Origin of the sequence: Lacticaseibacillus mingshuiensis (genome assembly GCF_016861785.1) — a bacterium.
Lineage (GTDB): Bacteria > Bacillota > Bacilli > Lactobacillales > Lactobacillaceae > Lacticaseibacillus > Lacticaseibacillus mingshuiensis.
In genome coordinates, this window is record NZ_BOLS01000038.1 from 1 (window position 1) to 5,035 (window position 5,035).

Consider the following 5,035-nt stretch of genomic DNA (forward strand, 5'->3'; position numbering starts at 1 on the left):
GTCGTCCTTTGAAAACTGAACAAAGTTTCGTAAATGTGTAGGTGATTCGGCCTTAATTGGTCGGAGAATTAAACATGAGCGAAGTCAATTCGCTAGTAACAACAAATCGAGCTATTCAAACGGCTCATTATATGAGAGTTTGATCCTGGCTCAGGATGAACGCTGGCGGCGTGCCTAATACATGCAAGTCGAACGAGGTTTCGACAAGTGAACGAAGTGCTTGCACTGAATGATCTTGTTGAGACCGAGTGGCGGACGGGTGAGTAACACGTGGGTAACCTGCCCTTAAGTGGGGGATAACATTTGGAAACAGATGCTAATACCGCATAAACCCAAAGATCACATGGTCTTTGGTTGAAAGATGGCGTAAGCTATCGCTTTTGGATGGACCCGCGGCGTATTAGCTAGTTGGTAAGGTAAAGGCCTACCAAGGCAATGATACGTAGCCGACCTGAGAGGGTGATCGGCCACATTGGGACTGAGACACGGCCCAAACTCCTACGGGAGGCAGCAGTAGGGAATCTTCCACAATGGACGCAAGTCTGATGGAGCAACGCCGCGTGAGTGAAGAAGGCTTTCGGGTCGTAAAACTCTGTTGTTGGAGAAGAATGGTCGGCAGAGTAACTGTTGTCGGCGTGACGGTATCCAACCAGAAAGCCACGGCTAACTACGTGCCAGCAGCCGCGGTAATACGTAGGTGGCAAGCGTTATCCGGATTTATTGGGCGTAAAGCGAGCGCAGGCGGTTTCTTAAGTCTGATGTGAAAGCCTTCGGCTTAACCGAAGAAGTGCATCGGAAACTGGGAAACTTGAGTGCAGAAGAGGACAGTGGAACTCCATGTGTAGCGGTGAAATGCGTAGATATATGGAAGAACACCAGTGGCGAAGGCGGCTGTCTGGTCTGTAACTGACGCTGAGGCTCGAAAGCATGGGTAGCGAACAGGATTAGATACCCTGGTAGTCCATGCCGTAAACGATGAATGCTAGGTGTTGGAGGGTTTCCGCCCTTCAGTGCCGCAGCTAACGCATTAAGCATTCCGCCTGGGGAGTACGACCGCAAGGTTGAAACTCAAAGGAATTGACGGGGGCCCGCACAAGCGGTGGAGCATGTGGTTTAATTCGAAGCAACGCGAAGAACCTTACCAGGTCTTGACATCTTTTGACCACTTGAGAGATCAAGTTTTCCCTTCGGGGACAAAATGACAGGTGGTGCATGGTTGTCGTCAGCTCGTGTCGTGAGATGTTGGGTTAAGTCCCGCAACGAGCGCAACCCTTATGACTAGTTGCCAGCATTCAGTTGGGCACTCTAGTAAGACTGCCGGTGACAAACCGGAGGAAGGTGGGGATGACGTCAAATCATCATGCCCCTTATGACCTGGGCTACACACGTGCTACAATGGCCGGTACAACGAGTTGCGAACCCGCGAGGGCAAGCTAATCTCTTAAAGCCGGTCTCAGTTCGGACTGTAGGCTGCAACTCGCCTACACGAAGTCGGAATCGCTAGTAATCGCGGATCAGCATGCCGCGGTGAATACGTTCCCGGGCCTTGTACACACCGCCCGTCACACCATGAGAGTTTGTAACACCCGAAGCCGGTGGAGTAACCCGTAAGGGAGCTAGCCGTCTAAGGTGGGACAGATGATTAGGGTGAAGTCGTAACAAGGTAGCCGTAGGAGAACCTGCGGCTGGATCACCTCCTTTCTAAGGAATTTGATCAACACCTTGTGTTGATCATCGGGACCCTACACATGAAACTTTGTTTAGTTTTGAGAGGATGACTCTCAAACTTTGTTCTTTGAAAACTGGATATCATTGTTTTAAAGAAATGCCGAGAACACAGCGTATTTGTATTGAGTTTCGAAAGAAATTCATTCGCGATGACCGTTCACGAAAGTGAACAAGGTCAAGTTACAAAGGGCGCACGGTGGATGCCTTGGCACTAGGAGCCGAAGAAGGACGCGACTAACAGCGATATGCTTCGGGGAGCTGTACGTAAGCTATGATCCGGAGATCTCCGAATGGGGGAACCCAGCCTGAGCGATCAGGTTACGCTTGAATGAATACATAGTTCAAGTGAGGCAGACGCGGGGAACTGAAACATCTAAGTACCTGCAGGAAGAGAAAGCAATTGCGATTCCCATAGTAGCGGCGAGCGAAACGGGAACAGCCCAAACCAGCGTGCTTGCATGCTGGGGTTGTAGGACTGGACATTGGAGTTACAAAGAAACGAGGTAGGCGAAGTCAGCTGGAAAGCTGCATCATAGAGGGTGAAAATCCCGTAGCCGAAACTTCGTTTCCTCCGTCCAGGATCCTGAGTACGGCGGAACACGTGAAATTCCGTCGGAATCCGGGTGGACCATCACCCAAGGCTAAATACTCCCTAGTGACCGATAGTGGACCAGTACCGTGAGGGAAAGGTGAAAAGCACCCCGGGAGGGGAGTGAAATAGTTCCTGAAACCGTGTGCCTACAATTAGTCGAAGGCCATTAATGGCTGACGGCGTGCCTTTTGTAGAATGAACCGGCGAGTTACGCTAACATGCGAGGTTAAGGTGAAAAGCCGGAGCCGTAGCGAAAGCGAGTCTGAATAGGGCGAGTTAGTATGTTGGTGTAGACCCGAAACCAAGTGACCTACCCATGACCAGGTTGAAGGTGTGGTAAAACACACTGGAGGACCGAACCCGTGTATGTTGAAAAATGCTGGGATGAGTTGTGGGTAGCGGTGAAATTCCAAACGAACTTGGAGATAGCTGGTTCTCTCCGAAATAGCTTTAGGGCTAGCCTCGGAGGATGGATAATGGAGGTAGAGCACTGTTTGGACTAGGGGCCCGTCAAGGGTTACTGAATTCATATAAACTCCGAATACCATTTATCTTACTCCGGGAGTCAGACGGTGAGCGATAAGGTCCATCGTCGAAAGGGGAACAGCCCAGATCACCAGTTAAGGTCCCTAAATCTATGCTAAGTGGAAAAGGATGTGGCGTTGCACAGACAACTAGGATGTTGGCTCAGAAGCAGCCACCATTTAAAGAGTGCGTAATAGCTCACTAGTCGAGTGACCCTGCGCCGAAAATATACCGGGGCTAAGCATAGTACCGAAACTGTGGGTGCCAACGTAAGTTGGCGCGGTAGGAGAGCGTTCTAAGTGCGTTGAAGGTCGATCGTGAGGACGGCTGGAGCGCTTAGAAGTGAGAATGCCGGCATGAGTAGCGAAAGACAGGTGAGAATCCTGTCCACCGTATGACTAAGGTTTTCTGGGGAAGGCTCGTCCGCCCAGAGTTAGTCGGGACCTAAGGCGAGGCCGAGAGGCGTAGTCGATGGCAAACAGGTCGAAATTCCTGTACTAAAATGTTCTGTCTGAGCGATGGCGGGACGCAGGAGGTCAAGTCAAGCACACGGCTGGAAATGTGTGTCCAAGCAGTAAGTCTTGTATCGAGTGAAATGCTTGATACTCTAAGGACAAGCTGTGATGGGGAGCGAAATTATAGTAGCGAAGTGACTGAGATCACACTGCCGAGAAAAGCGTCTAGTGAGGAACATTTTACCCGTACCGCAAACCGACACAGGTAGTCGAGGAGAGTATCCTCAGGTGAGCGAGTGAACTCTCGTTAAGGAACTCGGCAAAATGACCCCGTAACTTCGGAAGAAGGGGTGCTGACCGCAAGGTCAGCCGCAGTGAATAGGCCCAAACAACTGTTTATCAAAAACACAGGTCTCTGCTAAATCGTAAGATGACGTATAGGGGCTGACACCTGCCCGGTGCTGGAAGGTTAAGAGGATGAGTTAGCGTAAGCGAAGCCCAGAATTGAAGCCCCAGTAAACGGCGGCCGTAACTATAACGGTCCTAAGGTAGCGAAATTCCTTGTCGGGTAAGTTCCGACCCGCACGAAAGGTGTAATGATTTGGGCACTGTCTCAACGAGAGACTCGGTGAAATTATAGTACCCGTGAAGATGCGGGTTACCCGCGACAGGACGGAAAGACCCCATGGAGCTTTACTGTAGCTTGATATTGAGTGTTTGTACCGCTTGTACAGGATAGGTAGGAGCCGTAGAGATCGGAACGCTAGTTTCGAAGGAGGCAATGGTGGGATACTACCCTTGCTGTATGAACACTCTAACCATGACCACTAAGCGTGGTCTGAGACAGTGTCAGGTGGGCAGTTTGACTGGGGCGGTCGCCTCCTAAAATGTAACGGAGGCGCCCAAAGGTTCCCTCAGAATGGTTGGAAATCATTCGCAGAGTGTAAAGGTATAAGGGAGCTTGACTGCGAGACTGACAAGTCGAGCAGGGAGGAAACTCGGGCTTAGTGATCCGGTGGTACCGTATGGAAGGGCCATCGCTCAACGGATAAAAGCTACCCTGGGGATAACAGGCTTATCTTCCCCAAGAGTCCACATCGACGGGAAGGTTTGGCACCTCGATGTCGGCTCATCGCATCCTGGGGCTGTAGTCGGTCCCAAGGGTTGGGCTGTTCGCCCATTAAAGCGGTACGCGAGCTGGGTTCAAAACGTCGTGAGACAGTTTGGTCCCTATCCGTCGCGGGCGCAGGAAATTTGAGAGGAGCTGTCCTTAGTACGAGAGGACCGGGATGGACGTTCCGCTGGTGTACCAGTTGTGCCGCCAGGCGCATCGCTGGGTAGCTATGAACGGAAGGGATAAACGCTGAAAGCATCTAAGTGTGAAGCCCCCCTCGAGATGAGATTTCCCATTCCTATATGGAAGTAAGACCCCTGAGAGATGATCAGGTAGATAGGCTGGAAGTGGAAGTGCAGCGATGTATGGAGCGGACCAGTACTAATCGGTCGAGGACTTGACCAAACGATCGCAACTAAGTTGTGATCGGCGAAACAGATACGTTTCAAAGCATTCAAACAATGATGTCCAGTTTTGAGAGTGCAAAGCTCTCAGTTAAATAAGTGCGGTGGCGATAGCGAGAAGGATACACCTGTTCCCATGCCGAACACAGAAGTTAAGCTTCTCTACGCCGAGAGTAGTTGGTGGGTAACTGCCTGCGAGGGTAGGAAGCCGCCGCGC

General features: G+C 51.1%; 3 rRNA genes. All 3 read left to right on the forward strand.

Annotated features, from left to right (window positions below):
• Window positions 1-127: 127 nt before the first annotated feature.
• A 16S ribosomal RNA gene (locus JUE67_RS12400) occupies window positions 128-1,701 on the forward strand.
• A 200-nt stretch (window positions 1,702-1,901) separates the two neighbouring features.
• Window positions 1,902-4,819, forward strand: a 23S ribosomal RNA gene (locus tag JUE67_RS12405).
• A gap of 99 nt (window positions 4,820-4,918) precedes the next feature.
• Window positions 4,919-5,035 (forward strand): 5S ribosomal RNA (gene rrf, locus JUE67_RS12410).
• Together the 16S, 23S and 5S rRNA genes form the textbook arrangement of a ribosomal RNA operon.